Here is a 16217-nt window from a genome sequence, read left to right on the forward strand (position 1 = left end):
GTAAACAACGATGTTTGAAAATTTATCCGATCGATTATCGCGCTCGTTGCGCAATATCAGCGGCCGGGGCCGTCTGACTGAAGACAATATCAAGGATACGCTGCGTGAAGTGCGCATGGCATTGCTTGAAGCCGACGTCGCTCTGCCGGTGGTGCGGGAATTTATCAACCGCGTGAAAGAGCGCGCGGTGGGTCAGGATGTCAACAAGAGCCTCACCCCAGGGCAGGAATTCGTCAAAATCGTCCGCACTGAACTGGTTAACGCCATGGGTGCTGAAAATAACGATTTGAACCTTGCCGCCCAGCCGCCGGCAGTCGTGCTGATGGCCGGTCTTCAGGGGGCAGGTAAAACTACCAGCGTCGGCAAGCTCGGCAAGTTCCTGCGCGAGAAGCATAAAAAGAAAGTGCTGGTGGTCTCGGCGGACGTATATCGTCCGGCGGCTATCAAACAGCTTGAAACCCTGGCCGAAACCGTAGGCGTGGATTTCTTCCCCTCCGATGCCGGGCAGAAGCCGCTTGATATCGTCAACCAAGCCGTCAGGCATGCCAAGCTGAAGTTTTATGATGTGCTGCTGGTGGATACCGCCGGCCGCCTGCATGTCGACTCGGCCATGATGGATGAAATCATCCAGATCCACAGTGCGATCAATCCGGTGGAAACCCTGTTCGTGGTCGATGCCATGACCGGGCAGGATGCGGCCAATACCGCCAAGGCGTTTAACGAAGCTCTGCCGCTCACCGGCGTGGTGCTGACCAAGGTCGATGGCGATGCCCGCGGCGGCGCGGCGTTGTCTATTCGCCATATTACCGGCAAACCGATTAAATTTATGGGCGTCGGCGAAAAAACCGACGCGCTGGAACCCTTTTATCCAGACCGCCTGGCCGGCCGAATCCTCGGTATGGGCGATGTGCTTTCATTGATCGAAGATATCGAAAGCAAGGTTGATCGCGCCCAGGCTGAAAAGCTGGCCAGTAAACTCAAGAAGGGCGATGGTTTCGACCTGACCGACTTTCTGGAACAGCTCAAGCAGATGCGCAATATGGGCGGCATGGCCAGCATGATGAGCAAATTGCCCGGTGCCGGGCAACTGCCGGATAACGTCAAGTCGCAGATGGATGACAAGGTTTTGGTCCGCATGGAGGCGATCATCAACTCGATGACGCTTAAAGAGCGCGCCCAGCCCGAAATCATCAAAGGCTCACGCAAGCGCCGCATTGCATCTGGTTGCGGGCTGCAGGTACAGGATGTGAATCGTATGCTCAAGCAGTTTGATGAAATGCAGCGTATGATGAAGAAGATGAAGAAAGGCGGTATGGCGAAAATGATGCGCGGCATGAAAGGTATGATGCCTACTGGTTTTCCCGGACGTTAAGTATCGATTGCTTTTTGTCCCGAAACGAGTAAAATTTTGGGGCTTTTTATACTGCAACCGGACCTCGTTCCCCGATGAGGCCCGGTTGTTTTATTAACTAAAGAGGATGTTATGGTAACAATTCGTTTGGCACGTGGCGGCGCTAAAAAACGCCCGTTCTATCAGATCGTCGTGACCGATAGCCGCAATGCGCGCGATGGTCGCTTTATTGAACGTATTGGCTTTTTCAACCCGATCGCTTCCGGTCAGGCTGAAGGTCTGCGTTTAGACTTGGATCGCGTTGATCACTGGGTAAGCCTGGGTGCAACAGTATCCGAACGCGTTTCCTCGCTGATCAAAGACGCTAAGAAAGCGGCTTAAAAGGTCACGGTGGTAACAATGAGCACACAAATCCGTATGACGAGTCCTGACAATCCCATCGTATTGGGCAAGATGGGTTCTACATATGGCATTCGCGGTTGGCTCAGAGTGTTTTCATCCACTGAAGACGCCGAAAGCATTTTTGACTACCAGCCCTGGTTTATTAAACGGGCGGGTAATTGGCAGCATATCGAGCTGGAAGGCTGGAAACGCCATAATCAGGATTTGATCATCAAGATCAAAGGCATTGAAGATCGGGAAGCTGCGGGTCTTTTGACGAACTGTGAAATACTCGTCGACTCAACGCAACTGCCGGCGCTGGACGCAGGCGATTATTACTGGAAAGACCTTATGGGTTGCCAGGTAATCACTACTGCGGGTTATCAGCTCGGCGCCGTCATTGATATGATGGAAACCGGTTCTAATGATGTCATGGTTGTCAAAGCCAACCTGAAAGATGCCTTCGGCATCCAGGAGCGGTTGATACCGTTCCTTGACGGCCAGGTTATCAAGAAGGTCGATATTACCGCGCAACTGATTGAAGTTGACTGGGATCCGGCTTTCTGACCGGTAGTAACCGGTAATAATGAGTGGAACGCTGTTATGTGGATTGGGGTAATAAGCCTGTTTCCTGAGATGTTCCGCGCAATTACTGAGTACGGGGTAACTGGCCGAGCAGTGAAAAACGGCCTGCTTAATGTGCAGTGCTGGAGTCCGCGTGATTTCACCCATGACCGGCATCGTACCGTGGACGACCGACCTTACGGCGGCGGACCGGGCATGCTGATGATGGTGCAGCCCTTGCGGGATGCAATTCACGAGGCAAAAAACAAGGCAGGCGAAGGGGCGAAGGTGATTTATCTCTCCCCTCAGGGACGTAAGCTCGATCAGCAAGGCGTGAGCGAGCTGGCCGGTAACCCGAAGATGATTCTGGTTTGCGGTCGTTACGAAGGTATAGATGAGCGCGTTATCGCCGCTGAAATTGATGAAGAATGGTCAATAGGCGATTTTGTGCTCAGCGGTGGTGAGTTGGCGGCTATGACGCTGATTGATTCGGTATCCCGGTTTATTCCAGGCGTACTGGGTCACGAAGCATCCGCGGCCGAGGACTCATTCGCGCAGGGGTGGCTGGACTGCCCCCACTATACCCGCCCAGAGGTGTTAGAAGGTGTGGAGGTACCGCCGGTTCTGCTGTCGGGAAATCATGCCGAGATTCGTCGCTGGCGTCTGAAACAGTCTTTGGGCCGTACCTGGCTTCGAAGGCCTGAACTTCTGGAAAGCCTAGCTCTGACTGACGAGCAAGCAAAGTTGCTGGCGGCATTCCAAAAGGAATATCGGTCCGTGCAGCAAGACGATTAAAGGGGATTGGCACTGATTGCCTTTCAACCTGAAAACTCAGTTTACCTAGGGTAAGAGACTTATTATGAGCAACATTATCAAGCAAATCGAAGAAGAACAGCTGAAACAGGACGTACCTTCATTCCGTCCGGGTGATTCCGTGGAAGTTAAGGTATGGGTTGTTGAAGGTAGCAAGAAACGTCTGCAGGCATTCGAGGGCGTGGTTATCGCTATTCGTAACCGCGGTCTGCATTCTGCTTTCACTGTTCGCAAAATTTCCAACGGCGAAGGTGTTGAGCGTGTATTCCAGACGCACTCTCCGGTAATCGACAGCATTACCGTGAAACGTCGTGGTGCCGTTCGTCAGGCCAAACTGTATTACCTGCGTGAACGTACTGGTAAGTCTGCCCGTATCAAAGAGCGTCTTAACGGCTAGTACGCTTTCGCTACATCCGAAAGCTTTTAGTTATAGAGGGTTAGCCGCGAGGCTAACCCTTTTTTTATGCGCTCGACGCGGTACCAGACCAACTATCAGGCTTTAAACTGCCCAAGATAGCGCACGTCATCGGCGGCAACTACCCGGAATCTGGATCTCGCAGCAGTGACCGGTTAAACGGAGTGACATACCCTGTCATCTGAGGCAGATACCGGCTAATCCCTGGCGAATAACCGACAGTGGCAGCTAGAAACTCAGTAACCTGAAGCAGATAATGGTCATTTTTCTGCATGTATAGGTAATACCAGCATAGATGAAGCAAGTGAGTCGCGAGGCTAACGAACCAACTGCTGCATGTTACTGCTTACCTGCGTTAGCTCGACGATAAGCGGCTGCAGCTGTTTCTGGATCTGGTTGAATTTATCCAGCGTTTGCTGATCGCTGAACTGAACGGTATTGCCGATAATCTTAACGTTGTCACCCTGTGATTTTATAAAGTCAGCTTTGGCGACCACCAGCGTCAGTACTTTTGGCAGCAGAGTGAAGACCTGCTCAGCCAGTATATCTGGCTGCACGATCACTTTGTCGTAGGCTCTGTCATAAACGGCCTTCAGGTCATCAGGTTGCTTGAGAGCCGCATGCTTCTTGTCAGTATCTGCCCGCAGCTGGACTAGCTTTTGCTGCCAGGCGGTGCTGTCATTAGACATTTTCTGCAACTGGTCACGTTTAGCCAGCAGTTTATCTACTGATCCCACATCACTGAGGCTGATAAATGCCGGTGCCAAACTCCCGTTCATTTCTTCATTCATCGCCTTATGAAAATCCGTGATGATGGCATAATGATCTGCATAGGGGCCAAAGGCCTTTTTATCAGCTTCGGTTAATTGAGGCACGGCCATCTGTGGCTTGGCGATAACCCGGGTCTGCAGGAAATCGATAAAGGCTTTACGCTGCTCAGGCTCTTTATCGCCACAACCGTTCAGGGCAACCAGCATCGCCAGTAGCATTAAAGGCATTAAAACAAAACGGGTGAGGGTCGATCCTTTGAATAGTGTATTCATTGTTAATGATATTCCGTTTGATAAAAAAAGCCGTAATGGCGTGCTGCGCAATACGGCGCTGACAGGGTCAATTGAAAACATTAATAAATATATATGATAATTAACCCGCCTGATGTTGCTGGGCAGAGAATGAGATTAATCCCGCAGGCCAACATACCAACGGGTTAACATACCAACGGGTTAACAGGCCAACGGGGTAACAGGTCAACGGGGTAACAGGTCAACGGGTTTATAGGTCAACGGGCTGAGCAAAGTTCTGGCTTATTGACCTTCAGGGTCGACTTTTTGTTGCCATTGGTCCCTCAGTCGTTCCGCATTATCCACCCCGTCGCAACTGGCAGGGAAGTTTTTACCTTGCTTTCCCCAGGCCAGCAGCGCCGCAGGCTGGCAAAGGGCTTTCTGGCCAGCGCTGTATCCTTGAAGATATTCCTCACGATTGATTTGCGGATTGCCGTACCATTCGGCCAAGGTATTGTTATCTTTGACGATTTTACCGGTTGATGCATCCTGGTATCCTGCCTGGAACCATTGCGATCCGGCGGGGGCGTCAGCACTGAGGTGAGGAGGAGTGCTGCAGCCGGCCAGAATAAAGCCTGCCGTACAGATCAAAATGTATTTATTCATGCTTATCATCTTTTAAGTGACCTGATGGTTTTATCAATCATAGGGTGTCGGCCGGTAATATGCGACAGCTATTGTCAGGAGGTAAAAAGGTGTGTGGTATTCATCCGTCAATGTTATCGGCAGTTGACTCGATGGAATGTAAAATGTCGAAGTGAAGGTGTGTAAATTTAAGTTTACGACGGCTTTTTTGAATGGCGTTAACGTTATGGTTGTGAAGGTTTTTTTATGTTGCATTGTTTTTTAAGATATTGATAATTAACTATTTTATTCAGTTTTCCACTGATGTTTATCACTGGAAGCCAAGGGTGATGCGGAGTTAGGTCCTCGCACAGAGTTCTGGAAAAGTAATGAGATATTTACAGTTATGGATTGTAACCTTTACATTTAATGGTATGGTATATCCCATACAGCGGCGTCCACTCTCGAGTGACGCAGGCGAAAGAACTCACTTAGTCAGGATATTTTCCCATGCAGAAAGATGCACTCAATAACGTCAATATCAGCGCCGAGCAGGTAATGATCACGCCGGAAGAACTTAAGCAGCAATTCCCCCTGTCTGAGGGCGAGCAGCAGGCTATCGCTTCGGCCCGTCAATCCATTCGCGATATCATCCATGGCAGGGATCCGCGTCTTCTGGTGGTTTGCGGACCATGTTCCATCCACGATACCGACGCGGCACTGGATTACGCTCGCCGTTTAAAACAGCTCTCCAATGAGCTGGGTGACAAGCTGTTCATCGTGATGCGGGTCTATTTTGAAAAACCCCGCACTACCGTGGGCTGGAAGGGCCTGATTAACGACCCATACATGGATAACTCCTTCGATGTCGAAGCAGGGCTCAAGATTGCGCGCGGTTTGTTGCTGGAACTGGTACGTATGGGACTCCCCCTCGCCACCGAGGCGCTGGATCCCAACAGTCCGCAATATCTGGGCGATCTGTTTAGCTGGTCTGCTATCGGCGCACGCACGACTGAATCGCAGACCCACCGTGAAATGGCCTCAGGGCTTTCCATGCCGGTGGGCTTCAAAAATGGTACCGATGGCAGCCTGGGAACGGCTATCAATGCTATGCGCGCCGCCGCCATGGCTCACCGCTTCATGGGCATCAATCAGTCAGGACAGGTGTGCTTGCTGCATACGCAGGGTAACCCGGATGGTCATGTCATTCTGCGTGGCGGCAAACAACCCAATTACCATCCTGAAGATATTCTTGATTGCGAAGCTCAAATGTCAGGCGCCGGTCTGCATCCTGCCCTGATGATTGACTGCAGCCATGGTAACTCGAACAAAGATTACCGTCGTCAGGCCGAAGTGGCTGAATCCGCGCTGGCACAGATCAAAGCCGGTAATCGGTCCATTATCGGATTGATGCTGGAAAGCCATATCCACGAAGGCAATCAGTCATCCGAGCAGCCGCGTGCAGCAATGCGCTATGGCGTTTCGATAACGGATGCCTGTATCGATTGGCAAAGTACTGATACCCTGTTGCGACGCATGCATAATGAGCTGCAGGATATTCTTGCCGGGCGGCTGACAGGAGAATAACGGGTATGGTAGCGGAGCTGACGGCGTTAAGGGATAAGATTGACGAAGTTGACCAAGGATTGCTCGCCTTGCTTTCCCAGCGGCTTAAGTTGGTGGCTGAAGTGGGAGAGGTTAAAAGTCGCCACGGTCTGCCGATTTATGCGCCGGATCGAGAAGCGCTGATGTTGGCCTCTCGCCGTGAAGAAGCCTTGGCCCAGGGTGTACCGCCGGACCTGATTGAAGATGTGCTGCGCCGCGTGATGCGTGAATCTTACAGCAGTGAAAACGACAAAGGGTTCAAAACGCTTTGCCCGCAGCTCGGTCCGGTGGTGATCGTCGGCGGCCGTGGTCGTATGGGTTGCCTGTTTGAAAAAATGCTGACGCTATCAGGCTACCAGGTCAGGATTCTGGAACAGGAGGACTGGCCGCAGGCACAAACACTGCTGGCTGATGCCGGCATGGTGATAGTCAGCGTTCCAATACATCTGACGATAGACATCATTCAACGCCTGCCGCCGTTGCCGGATGATTGTATTCTTGTCGATTTGGCATCGATCAAAAATGACCCGCTGCAGGCAATGCTCGCTGCTCATAACGGTCCGGTACTTGGACTGCATCCGATGTTCGGACCGGACAGTGGCAGCTTGGCCAAGCAGGTGGTGGTTTATTGCGACGGACGTCAGCCCGAAGCCTATCAGTGGCTGCTGGAGCAAATCCAGGTCTGGGGTGCCATACTTCATCGCAGCAGCGCGGTTGAACATGATCAGAATATGGCCTTTATTCAGGCATTGCGTCACTTTGCGACCTTTGCCTACGGTTATCACTTATCAGAAGAAAATGTCGAACTTGAGCAATTGCTGGCTTTATCTTCACCGATCTACCGGCTGGAACTGGCGATGGTCGGCAGACTGTTTGCGCAGGATCCGCAGCTGTATGCCGATATCATCATGTCCTCCGAGAGCAACCTGGCGCTTATCAAGCGTTACTACCAGCGTTTTGGCGATGCCATCCAATTGCTGGAAAGCGGTGATAAACAAGCTTTTGTCGATAGATTTGAGAAGATCGAACATTGGTTTGGCGATTATGCCCAGCGCTTTCTGGAAGAGAGCCGGACGCTGCTGCGTCAGGCCAATGATAGCCGTAGCTGAAAATGTCGGGTTATAGGGGACCGCTATAGCAAATGGCGGCCGTGACTGAGAAATACAGGTCTACACCGGCAGCCCAATCCCGAGACCGCCACCGCTAATATTCCCGCCTATTTCCTGCTGTGTCGACGGCGGTGCCTTTAAGGCCGCCATCTTCCGAGGGATCATCCGTTAAGGTGAACGAAGCGATGTCGAAGATGCAAGGCCTGGCGGTGGCGGTCTTTTCTAGTGCGGTTCGACGGGTATAACGTTCTCGCTCGGATAACAGCCTAAGACTTTTAGCGAGCGGGTGATTTCCATCAGTCCCGCCAGGGCTCTGCGCATCTCGGCGCTACGGGCATTAGCCTGCACGTCGATATAGAACATTTCCTCGTGGGGATTACCATGAATAGGGCGCGATTCCAGCCGAGTCATGATGATTCCCTGCTCACGCAGTACCAGTAGTGCCTCCACCAATGCACCAGACTGCTGCCCAGTTGCCATGATAAGCGTTGTCTTGGCCGGCACCTGTTCAGACACGTCGATAGCCTTGCGAGCCAATACAATAAAGCGGGTAAAATTTTGCTCCTGGTTAGCCAGGCTATGCTCCAGCACCTGCAGACCATAGAGTTCGCCACCTGCGCCGCTGCCCAGCGCAGCGGCATGAGGCGATTTCAGCGCCGCCACTTTTTCCATTGCCGCAGCGGTACTTTCACAATACTCAATTTTCCAGTGAGGAAAACGATTGATAAACTGGCTGCATTGCTGGAACGGCTGAGGATGGCTATAGACCACGTGGATATCATCCAGACGTGTTTCGCCGCTGACCAGTACGCAATGGTCAATATTATTAGTCAGTTCACCCACCAGCGACAGATGTGTATGTTGCAGCAGATCATAAACATCATTGATTGAGCCAGAACTGCTGTTCTCAATGGGTAATACGCCGTAGTCGGCTTGCCCGGTTTCAACCATTTGAATGATATCGGCAAATTTTTGACAACCGCATTCCAGGACATTATCGAAATACCGTGCCCCGTACTGACGCGCCGCCAGATGGGAATAGGAGCCTTTCGGACCCAGAAAGGCAACCCTGGCCGAAGGCTCATGGTCGGGATTAAGACGGGTCTGCAACAGAGCCTGCTGTGTCAGTACAGAATCTTCAATGATTAACTGAAACAGGCGAGTGACATAGAAAGCATCAAGGTTACGTTTTTTTCCCTCCGCCACCAAGTATTCGAGCAGATCGCGCTCCCTGGATTTATCGCGAATCGGCCGGTGGGAATCAATCTTGCTTTTAGCCACTTCCAGTGCAATCTCGCGCCGCTCCGACAGCAGCGCCAGCAGTTTTAAATCTAATGCGCTTATGCGCTCGCGCAGCGCTAATAAAGGATTATCATTCATTCAGTTTTTACCTTAGCCGCAATCATAAAAAAAGCCTCCGTTGTCGGGAGGCTTTTTTGTTCGTCTTCGCATTCTTTCTCACATGACGACAGGCCTCCCATTTAGGGGAAGATAAAAAAGGATGCGAAGAGAAACGGTGATGAAGACATGTTTTCAGGGCCCTGTGTGTCATTAAGAGGTTTACATTAACCGTTGGCTTTTAATTCTGTCAATATAAAACGCGCCACCGGGGCGCGTCTGGGTAATTAAGCTGAAGCCATCGCCGTCAGGCAGGACCATTGCATTGTAGATTGCCGGGGCCGGTCAGGGCGGATTATTCCTCTTCCAGCACAAAAGCGGACGTTTTCACGCATTCTGCTGCGCGGCGTGCTTCACCTTTATGCTGAACCTTGTTGAGCTGGCGCTCAAGCTTGTTAATCAGCTCATTTACCGCAGCGTACATATCGTAATGATTGGCACTGGCAACCAATTGTCCATTAGGGGTATTCAGCGTGGCATCAGCCACAAAGCCCTGGGGCTGCTTGGAGAGGATGATATGCGGGTTGATCAGTTGGGTCTGCCATTTGACCAGCTTGGCCAAGCGTTCCTCGACGTGCTGACGAATGGCCGGAGTGATGTCCATTTGTTTGCTGGTGATATTAATGATCATATCAAATACCTCTCTGTTGTCGTCTCGGTAAATTAAGCATAACCCCTGGTAGGGAAATATGTGTGATCTGACGCGATTTATTTCGGCGATTGGAGGCACAGAAACTGTTTTTGTGAACCGCTGGGAGGAACTGCTGGAAGGGCCTTGAGTGTTGGATTCAAATCAGTCATTATTGAATGGATGGTAGCGGTGAAGGTGAGCCAATCAGTCTTGATTTCTTCTGTTTAACGACAGATGCTGCCCTGCTTCTGCTTCTGCTTCTGCTTCTGCTTCTGCTTCTGCTTCTGCTTCTATTAATTCATCACTGCCTAACTGCCTAACTGCCTGCTAAATGCTCCCTTTCGCCTACTCGACCAAAGCAACATGTACGCCGCAGGTACTTTAGCAAAACGGTTTACCGATATGCCTTCCCCGGAAAGTCCGTTTTTGAAGAGGTATAAGTGTTGATAGCTTAACGGTAAAGTGTAAGTGCGAGCGAATTGCCCCCTGAATAGCGCCCCTGTTGAATAAAAACGGCAACCCGCAGGTTGCCGTCGAAAAACGCTGACTGAAGACATCAAGCCGGGTTGGCGGCGATGATTTTTTCCACTTTGTCAGCCTGCCCGTTCAGGCGCAATTGCTGATAGGCTCGCTGCATCAGCGGCAGTGCATCGCGGGTTGCCTGCGCATCGGGAAAATCACGAAGCATTTGTTCAACGCGATTCACAACCGCCACATATGCGCCACGCTTGTTGTAGTACTGAGCAACCGCCAGTTCATGCTTGGCCAGGCGATCTTTCAGATAAACCAGACGTTTGGTGGCATCCGTGGCATACTGGCTGTTCGGATAGCTGCGTAATAATTGTGTGAAATCTTTGAATGCCGCACGGGCATGCTGAGGATCGCGATCGGAACGATCAATTCCAAAGAATCCCTGCAGTGTGCTGTCATCTAGCGCCATATCCGTGAGACCGCGCATGTAAAGTACATAATCGGCGTTGGGATGGGTAGGGTTCAACCGCAGAAATCGATCAATCGAGGCCTGGGCCAACGCTAAGTCCGCCGATTTATAGTAGGCGTAAATAAGGTCAAGCTGAACCTGCTGCGCATAGGGACCGAAAGGATAACGGTTATCCAGCGCTTCCAGTTCCTTAATCGCTCCACTATAGTTGCCGTCCTGCAATTTCTGCTGTGCGGACGCATAAATCTCGGAGGGCGGATTGTCGGGAACGGCATCCTTGGTACTGGAACAGCCTACCAGCACCAGGCTCAGTGTGGCAGCAGCCACCAGATATTTCATACGCATCATGACGTTTTGCTTATCCTCAGAGTGTTTTTCCAGGAACTGTCCGTTAAGCTCCCGGTCGAGACCAGCTACAATAGCATATTATTTTAAACGGCATTGCCGTGAAAACCTAACGTTAACGAAGAAGCTGCATATGGCACAACAACAACTCCTCACCGGCACGGTGAATGAATCACAACTAGGCCAACGGTTAGATCAGGCTTTGGCTGAAATGTTCCCTGATTATTCCCGATCTCGCATAAAAGCCTGGATCCTGGATAATCGGGTCAGTGTAAACGGGCAGGTCTGTGCGACGCCCAAAGAGAAGGTGCTTGGCGGAGAACGCGTTGAAATTGATGCGGTTATCGAAGAAGAAACCCGCTGGCAGGCACAGGATATCGCCCTGAATATCGTATATGAAGACGATGATATTCTGGTAATCAATAAACCGCGCGATCTGGTGGTACACCCTGGAGCCGGTAATGCAGACGGCACAGTACTGAATGCCTTGCTCCATTACTACCCGCCGATAGCCGACGTGCCGCGAGCCGGTATCGTTCATCGACTGGATAAGGATACCACCGGTCTGATGGTGGTCGCCAAAACGGTTCCGGCCCAAACCCGGTTGGTAGAATCGTTACAGGCCCGCGAGATTACTCGCGAATATGAAGCGGTTGCCATGGGCAACATGACCGCCGGCGGCACGGTTGAGCAGCCGATTTCGCGCCATCCGACCAAGCGCACCCATATGTCCGTGCATCCGATGGGAAAACCCGCTGTGACGCATTATCGCATCATGGAACATTTCCGTGCCCATACCCGGCTGCGGCTGCGGCTGGAAACCGGTCGTACCCATCAGATCCGTGTGCATATGGCTTACATCAATCATCCGCTGATCGGTGATCCTCTTTACGGCGGCCGTCCTCGTCCTTCCAAGGGAGCAACCGAGGAGTTCAGCAGGGTGCTGCGTGGCTTTGATCGGCAGGCGCTGCACGCAACCATGCTCAGGCTTTATCATCCCATTACCTCCATAGAAATGGAATGGCATGCTCCGTTACCTCAGGACATGGTCGATCTTATTGAAGCACTCAAGGCTGATACCCTGCTGTTCAACGAGCAGAACGGCTGGTCATGAACTCGCTGATTTTCCCTGAATGGCCGGCACCGGCCAACGTCCGCGCCTGTTCAACTACCCGCATGGGTGGCGCAAGCGTTGCACCATGGCAGTCATTGAATCTGGGTTCCCATGTCGGTGACCAACCAGCAACGGTGGACCAGAACCGCCGTCGTTTGATCGAAATGGCCGGATTGCCCGGGCCGGTTGACTGGCTGTCCCAGGTACATGGCGTCGATGTCGTCACCCTTGATGGCTGCGGCAGCGGCCATCAACCGGGCGATGCGGTTTATACTCGTCACGCAGGGCAAGTCTGCGCGGTGATGACTGCCGACTGTTTACCGGTGCTGTTTTGCAATCAGGCCGGCAGCGAAGTGGCTGCCGCCCATGCCGGCTGGCGAGGACTTTGCAACGGTATTCTTGAAAAGACCCTATCGACTTTTGCTGACCATCCGGGGCAGATCATGGCTTGGCTGGGTCCAGCCATTGGTCCTCGGGCCTTTGAAGTGGGTGCCGAGGTCAGGGACGCTTTCATCGGCGTTGATGCGGCAGCGGAAGCCGCTTTCGTCGCTTCGGGCAACAAGTTTTTAGCAGATATCTATCTTTTGGCCAGATTGAGGCTGAAGGCCGCCGGCGTAAGGCAAATTTATGGTGGAAATCACTGTACAGTGACTGAAACTGCATTATTTTTCTCCTATCGGCGTGATGGAATCACCGGACGTATGGCAAGTTTGGTCTGGCTGATATAATCTCTCTCCCCAAGACGGTCCAGGATGGGTAACAAATATCATCCAACTTATTGGCGAAATATCCTTGAATTTTAAATAAACGACCTTATTTAATCTCCAGAGTAGCAATTTTGACCAATGTGGGAGGAGTTATGCGTCTGGATCGTCTTACCAATAAATTCCAGCTTGCCCTCGCCGATGCCCAGTCCTTAGCACTTGGGCGCGACAATCAGTTCATCGAACCTTTACATCTTATGCAGGCCTTGCTGAAACAGGAAGGCGGCAGCGTCAGGCCTTTGCTGCAATCGGCCGGCGTCAACGCAGCTAAATTCACTATCGATGTCGAGCAGGCTTGTGAACGTCTGCCCCAGGTCCAGGGTACCGACGGCGATGTCCAACCTTCGGCCGACCTCATCCGGGTGCTTAACCTGTGCGACAAATTTGCCCAGAAGCGCGGCGACAGTTTTATTTCATCTGAGTTATTTGTCCTGGCTGCCCTGGAGTCGCGTGGAGCCCTGGCGGATTTACTGAAATCGGCCGGCGCGACCAGCGACACTATTACCCAGGCGATAGATCAAATGCGCGGTGGAGAAAACGTGAAAGAACAAGGTGCAGAAGAGCAGCGGCAAGCTTTGCAGAAATACACTATCGATCTGACCGAAAGGGCAGAGCAGGGTAAACTGGATCCGGTTATCGGTCGTGACGAAGAGATTCGGCGTACCATCCAGGTTCTGCAGCGCCGTACAAAAAATAACCCGGTCTTGATCGGCGAGCCCGGCGTCGGTAAAACCGCCATTGTTGAAGGGCTGGCCCAGCGTATCATCAATGGTGAAGTACCTGAGGGCATGAAAAACAGTCGTGTGTTGTCGCTGGACATGGGGTCGCTGGTCGCCGGCGCCAAATATCGCGGCGAATTTGAAGAACGTCTCAAAGCGGTGCTTAACGACTTGTCCAAACAGGAAGGCAATATCATCCTGTTCATTGATGAACTGCATACCATGGTCGGCGCCGGCAAAGCCGATGGGGCGATGGATGCAGGCAACATGCTGAAGCCGGCACTCGCACGCGGCGAGCTCCACTGTGTTGGCGCCACCACCCTGGATGAGTATCGCCAGTATATTGAGAAAGACGCGGCTCTTGAGCGCCGGTTCCAGAAAGTGTTTGTGGCGGAGCCCAGTGTTGAAGATACCATCGCTATACTGCGGGGCTTGAAGGAGCGCTATGAGCTCCATCACCATGTACAGATAACTGACCCTGCTATCGTTGCCGCCGCCACGCTGTCGCACCGTTATATCGCTGACCGACAGTTGCCGGACAAAGCTATCGACCTTATCGACGAGGCGGCTTCAAGCATCCGTATCCAGATTGACTCCAAGCCTGAAGCGCTGGATCGGCTCGAACGCCGGATCATCCAGTTGAAACTGGAGCAGCAGGCGCTGAAAAAAGAATCTGATGATGCGAGCCTCAAACGCCTGTCGATGCTGAATGAGGAACTGGATCATAAAGAGCGGGAATATTCCGAGCTTGAAGAAGAATGGAAAGCTGAAAAGGCTTCCCTGTCCGGTACCCAGACGCTAAAAGCTGAACTGGAACAGGCGAAGCTGGCTATTGAACAAGCGCGTCGCGTTGGTGATCTGGCCCGCATGTCTGAGTTACAGTATGGGCGTATTCCTGAGCTGGAAAAACAGCTCGCGGCAGCAGCCCAGTCTGAAGGCAAAACCATGCGCTTGCTGCGTAACCGCGTTACCGATACTGAAATCGCTGAGGTATTGGCGCGCTGGACCGGTATTCCGGTATCAAGGATGCTGGAAAGCGAGCGGGAAAAGCTGCTGCGTATGGAGCAGGATTTACACCAGCGCGTTATCGGCCAGAATGAGGCGGTAGAAGCCGTATCGAATGCTATCAGGCGCAGTCGTGCCGGACTTGCCGATCCTAACCGTCCCATCGGGTCATTTATGTTCCTTGGGCCAACCGGGGTAGGTAAGACCGAGCTGTGTAAAGCGCTGGCGACGTTCCTGTTCAACAGTGATGACGCCATGGTGCGGATAGATATGTCCGAATTTATGGAAAAGCATTCGGTATCGCGTCTGGTTGGCGCTCCTCCGGGATATGTCGGTTATGAAGAAGGTGGCTATCTGACCGAGGCGGTGCGCCGTCGTCCTTATTCGGTCATCTTGCTGGATGAAATCGAGAAGGCGCATCCGGATGTGTTCAATATTCTGCTGCAGGTGCTGGATGACGGCCGACTGACAGATGGCCAGGGACGCACGGTTGATTTTCGCAATACAGTGGTCATCATGACATCGAATCTGGGATCTGATGTTATCCAGGAGCGATTCGGCGAGATGAATTACCAGCAGATGAAAGATATGGTTCTGGGAGTGGTCAGCCATCATTTCAGGCCGGAGTTTATCAACCGGGTCGATGAAGTAGTGGTATTCCATCCGCTTACTCGTGAGCACATTTCCAACATCGCCCAGATTCAGCTGCAGCGACTGCACAAACGTCTGGAAGATCGTGGTTATAGCATGACCTTAAGTGATGAAGCGCTAGACCTGCTGGCTAAAACCGGATTCGATCCGGTATATGGAGCGCGTCCTCTCAAGCGCGCCATCCAGCAGGAAATCGAAAACCCCTTGTCCCAGCAGATCCTGGCCGGGACCTTGATTCCAGGGGTGCCGGTACGTCTGGAAGTCAAAGATGATCACATCGTTGCCTTACAGTAATAATTAAGGTGTTATCCATGGTGCAAGCTGCCAGGCCTGTACCATGGCCTTCCTTTCCCACTCCAGCAGCGCAAACTCAGTCTTAGCGACATTCCGCAGCATCAATATGTTGCCTCGCCGCTGATGTTTTGAGCCGACTGGGCATGTCCCAAGGCCTAATCGTTGGGAAAAAGAGCGGTTTGTTCTAATTCTGAGCGGTTGGCCGTATTTTTAAAATTAGCGCTTGTCATGCCGCAGGAAGTCCCTATAATGCGCCTCCACTGACCGGGAATAAGCGCTTCGACGCACCGGGTCGGGAAGGGAAAAGCGCTTCGGTGAAGCAAATAAAAGCTTGACTCTTCAGCGGGAAAACGTAATATACGCCACCCGCGCCACGTGAGTTTTTTCACGCTGGCCACGCTCTTTAACAATTTATCAGACAATCTGTGTGGGCACTCACAAGACGATATCAGATGTAAAAAATATCAAGTCTTGAAGAGTGAACAAACAGTAA

Annotated in this window: 15 protein-coding genes and 1 other annotated feature; of the genes, 10 read left to right on the forward strand and 5 right to left on the reverse strand. The window is 52.0% G+C overall.

The window, feature by feature from the left end; genetic code table 11:
- Window positions 1–10 precede the first annotated feature (10 nt).
- From ffh to rplS, 5 genes are all read left to right on the forward strand, one after another.
- Window positions 11–1372 (forward strand): signal recognition particle protein, encoded by a 1362-nt coding sequence (ffh, locus tag EDC52_RS07285; protein ID WP_131864643.1) that lies wholly within the window; start codon window positions 11–13, stop codon window positions 1370–1372.
- A 111-nt stretch (window positions 1373–1483) separates the two neighbouring features.
- The gene (rpsP, locus tag EDC52_RS07290; RefSeq protein ID WP_131864644.1) at window positions 1484–1732 is read left to right on the forward strand and encodes a 30S ribosomal protein S16; all 249 of its coding nucleotides are present in this window, start codon (window positions 1484–1486) and stop codon (window positions 1730–1732) included.
- A gap of 18 nt (window positions 1733–1750) precedes the next feature.
- Window positions 1751–2299 (forward strand): ribosome maturation factor RimM, encoded by a 549-nt coding sequence (gene rimM, locus EDC52_RS07295; RefSeq protein ID WP_131864645.1) that lies wholly within the window; start codon window positions 1751–1753, stop codon window positions 2297–2299.
- Between the two features lie 36 nt (window positions 2300–2335).
- Window positions 2336–3091 carry a tRNA (guanosine(37)-N1)-methyltransferase TrmD gene (gene trmD / locus EDC52_RS07300; RefSeq protein ID WP_131864646.1) on the forward strand — a complete coding sequence of 252 codons (756 nt, stop codon included), beginning with the start codon at window positions 2336–2338 and terminating at the stop codon, window positions 3089–3091.
- Between the two features lie 64 nt (window positions 3092–3155).
- Window positions 3156–3506, forward strand: coding sequence for a 50S ribosomal protein L19 (gene rplS / locus EDC52_RS07305; RefSeq protein WP_131864647.1), 351 nt, complete (start codon window positions 3156–3158; stop codon window positions 3504–3506).
- 335 nt (window positions 3507–3841) lie between these two features.
- Here the strand turns inward: rplS and EDC52_RS07310 are convergent, their stop codons facing one another.
- Together EDC52_RS07310 and EDC52_RS07315 are read right to left on the reverse strand one after the other, a co-directional pair.
- Entirely contained in the window at window positions 3842–4567 is a 726-nt protein-coding gene (locus EDC52_RS07310) for a DUF3053 domain-containing protein (RefSeq protein WP_131864648.1), read from the reverse strand.
- 261 nt (window positions 4568–4828) lie between these two features.
- Window positions 4829–5191 (reverse strand): DUF2799 domain-containing protein, encoded by a 363-nt coding sequence (locus EDC52_RS07315; RefSeq protein ID WP_131864649.1) that lies wholly within the window; start codon window positions 5189–5191, stop codon window positions 4829–4831.
- 468 nt (window positions 5192–5659) lie between these two features.
- Here EDC52_RS07315 and EDC52_RS07320 point away from each other — a divergent pair, with 468 nt between their 5' ends.
- Window positions 5660–6736 carry a 3-deoxy-7-phosphoheptulonate synthase gene (locus tag EDC52_RS07320; RefSeq protein WP_131864650.1) on the forward strand — a complete coding sequence of 359 codons (1077 nt, stop codon included), beginning with the start codon at window positions 5660–5662 and terminating at the stop codon, window positions 6734–6736.
- 5 nt (window positions 6737–6741) lie between these two features.
- Window positions 6742–7863: a bifunctional chorismate mutase/prephenate dehydrogenase gene (gene tyrA, locus EDC52_RS07325; RefSeq protein ID WP_131864651.1), complete on the forward strand. Its 1122-nt coding sequence runs from the start codon at window positions 6742–6744 to the stop codon at window positions 7861–7863.
- A gap of 222 nt (window positions 7864–8085) precedes the next feature.
- Here the strand turns inward: tyrA and pheA are convergent, their stop codons facing one another.
- The 3 genes from pheA to bamD form a co-directional block, all read right to left on the reverse strand.
- On the reverse strand, window positions 8086–9243 hold the full coding sequence (gene pheA, locus EDC52_RS07330; RefSeq protein ID WP_131864652.1) for a bifunctional chorismate mutase/prephenate dehydratase: 1158 nt from the start codon (window positions 9241–9243) through the stop codon (window positions 8086–8088).
- A gap of 24 nt (window positions 9244–9267) precedes the next feature.
- Window positions 9268–9393, reverse strand: a sequence feature (Phe leader region).
- A 163-nt stretch (window positions 9394–9556) separates the two neighbouring features.
- On the reverse strand, window positions 9557–9892 hold the full coding sequence (raiA, locus tag EDC52_RS07335; protein ID WP_131864653.1) for a ribosome-associated translation inhibitor RaiA: 336 nt from the start codon (window positions 9890–9892) through the stop codon (window positions 9557–9559).
- 556 nt (window positions 9893–10448) lie between these two features.
- Window positions 10449–11180, reverse strand: a complete 732-nt coding sequence (bamD, locus tag EDC52_RS07340; protein WP_131864654.1) for an outer membrane protein assembly factor BamD — start codon at window positions 11178–11180, stop codon at window positions 10449–10451.
- A gap of 130 nt (window positions 11181–11310) precedes the next feature.
- Between bamD and rluD the strand changes: the two genes are divergently transcribed.
- The 3 genes from rluD to clpB all read left to right on the forward strand — a co-directional run bounded on the left by rluD (window position 11311) and on the right by clpB (window position 15724).
- Complete coding sequence (gene rluD, locus EDC52_RS07345; RefSeq protein ID WP_131864655.1) at window positions 11311–12291, forward strand: 23S rRNA pseudouridine(1911/1915/1917) synthase RluD; 981 nt, start codon at window positions 11311–11313, stop codon at window positions 12289–12291.
- Window positions 12288–13019: a purine nucleoside phosphorylase YfiH gene (gene yfiH / locus EDC52_RS07350; RefSeq protein ID WP_131864656.1), complete on the forward strand. Its 732-nt coding sequence runs from the start codon at window positions 12288–12290 to the stop codon at window positions 13017–13019. The genes rluD and yfiH overlap by 4 nt, the downstream gene beginning before the upstream one ends.
- Before the next feature lie 131 nt (window positions 13020–13150).
- On the forward strand, window positions 13151–15724 hold the full coding sequence (gene clpB, locus EDC52_RS07355; protein ID WP_131864657.1) for an ATP-dependent chaperone ClpB: 2574 nt from the start codon (window positions 13151–13153) through the stop codon (window positions 15722–15724).
- Window positions 15725–16217 lie beyond the last annotated feature (493 nt).

The organism is Biostraticola tofi, assembly GCF_004343195.1.
Lineage (GTDB): Bacteria > Pseudomonadota > Gammaproteobacteria > Enterobacterales > Enterobacteriaceae > Biostraticola > Biostraticola tofi.

Coding starts and splice junctions, on each gene's coding strand:
- rimM (WP_131864645.1), top strand. CDS start 1,751: ATGAGCACACAAATCCGTATGACGAGTCCTGACAATCCCATCGTATTG.
- bamD (WP_131864654.1), bottom strand. CDS start 11,180: ATGATGCGTATGAAATATCTGGTGGCTGCTGCCACACTGAGCCTGGTG.
- EDC52_RS07320 (WP_131864650.1), top strand. CDS start 5,660: ATGCAGAAAGATGCACTCAATAACGTCAATATCAGCGCCGAGCAGGTA.
- yfiH (WP_131864656.1), top strand. CDS start 12,288: ATGAACTCGCTGATTTTCCCTGAATGGCCGGCACCGGCCAACGTCCGC.
- raiA (WP_131864653.1), bottom strand. CDS start 9,892: ATGATCATTAATATCACCAGCAAACAAATGGACATCACTCCGGCCATT.
- rluD (WP_131864655.1), top strand. CDS start 11,311: ATGGCACAACAACAACTCCTCACCGGCACGGTGAATGAATCACAACTA.
- clpB (WP_131864657.1), top strand. CDS start 13,151: ATGCGTCTGGATCGTCTTACCAATAAATTCCAGCTTGCCCTCGCCGAT.
- pheA (WP_131864652.1), bottom strand. CDS start 9,243: ATGAATGATAATCCTTTATTAGCGCTGCGCGAGCGCATAAGCGCATTA.
- EDC52_RS07315 (WP_131864649.1), bottom strand. CDS start 5,191: ATGAATAAATACATTTTGATCTGTACGGCAGGCTTTATTCTGGCCGGC.
- ffh (WP_131864643.1), top strand. CDS start 11: ATGTTTGAAAATTTATCCGATCGATTATCGCGCTCGTTGCGCAATATC.
- EDC52_RS07310 (WP_131864648.1), bottom strand. CDS start 4,567: ATGAATACACTATTCAAAGGATCGACCCTCACCCGTTTTGTTTTAATG.
- rpsP (WP_131864644.1), top strand. CDS start 1,484: ATGGTAACAATTCGTTTGGCACGTGGCGGCGCTAAAAAACGCCCGTTC.
- trmD (WP_131864646.1), top strand. CDS start 2,336: ATGTGGATTGGGGTAATAAGCCTGTTTCCTGAGATGTTCCGCGCAATT.
- rplS (WP_131864647.1), top strand. CDS start 3,156: ATGAGCAACATTATCAAGCAAATCGAAGAAGAACAGCTGAAACAGGAC.
- tyrA (WP_131864651.1), top strand. CDS start 6,742: ATGGTAGCGGAGCTGACGGCGTTAAGGGATAAGATTGACGAAGTTGAC.